Here is a 529-nt window from a genome sequence, read left to right on the forward strand (position 1 = left end):
GGGCCCATGACGTTGGCCTCGCGCGCGCTCGCGCAACTGGCGACCTGGCCGGACCTGAGACAGGCCGTCCCGAGCTGCGGTCAGGGACGGGCGGTGGGTTCGGCCCAGGGGGAGATCGTCCACTTCCACTCCGAGCGTGATGTCGACCTGCGGCTCACCGACCGGGCCATCCGGCGGTTCGCCAAGGACCTCAGAGACTCGGGCGCGATCAGGATCGTGCCCGGCTCGCCGTGGGTGACCCTGCGCCTGGACGCCGCGAGCGACGTCGACCTGCTGCTGACACTGGTGAGCGTGGCGCTCCAGGCCCAGCAGACGTGGCCCGACCCGGCCGACCGGCCGGTGACGGGCTGCAACGACCAGCGCGGCGCCGGGTTCGTGAAGGCCGACCTCGGCGCGTTCTGACCGGGGTGCGGCCGGTCGCCGGGGTCACCGCGTCACACGGTCAGCACCCGGACGCCCGCCTCCTCGAACCGCCGTACCGTCTCCTGATCCGCCGCCGCGTCCGTCACCAGCGTGTCCACCAGCTCCG

General features: G+C 73.3%; 1 protein-coding gene and 1 pseudogene. One reads left to right on the forward strand and one right to left on the reverse strand.

Annotation, left to right across the window (positions count from 1 at the left end; genetic code table 11):
• Positions 1 to 402: luciferase domain-containing protein (locus CCN44_RS42765; RefSeq protein ID WP_414820565.1), on the forward strand; the 402-nt coding region annotated here is incomplete at its 5' end.
• Between the two features lie 32 nt (positions 403 to 434).
• Here the strand turns inward: CCN44_RS42765 and CCN44_RS47280 are convergent.
• Positions 435 to 529: pseudogene (locus tag CCN44_RS47280) on the reverse strand (alkaline phosphatase); the annotation flags it as partial.

The organism is Streptomyces tricolor, assembly GCF_002155905.1.
Lineage (GTDB): Bacteria > Actinomycetota > Actinomycetes > Streptomycetales > Streptomycetaceae > Streptomyces > Streptomyces tricolor.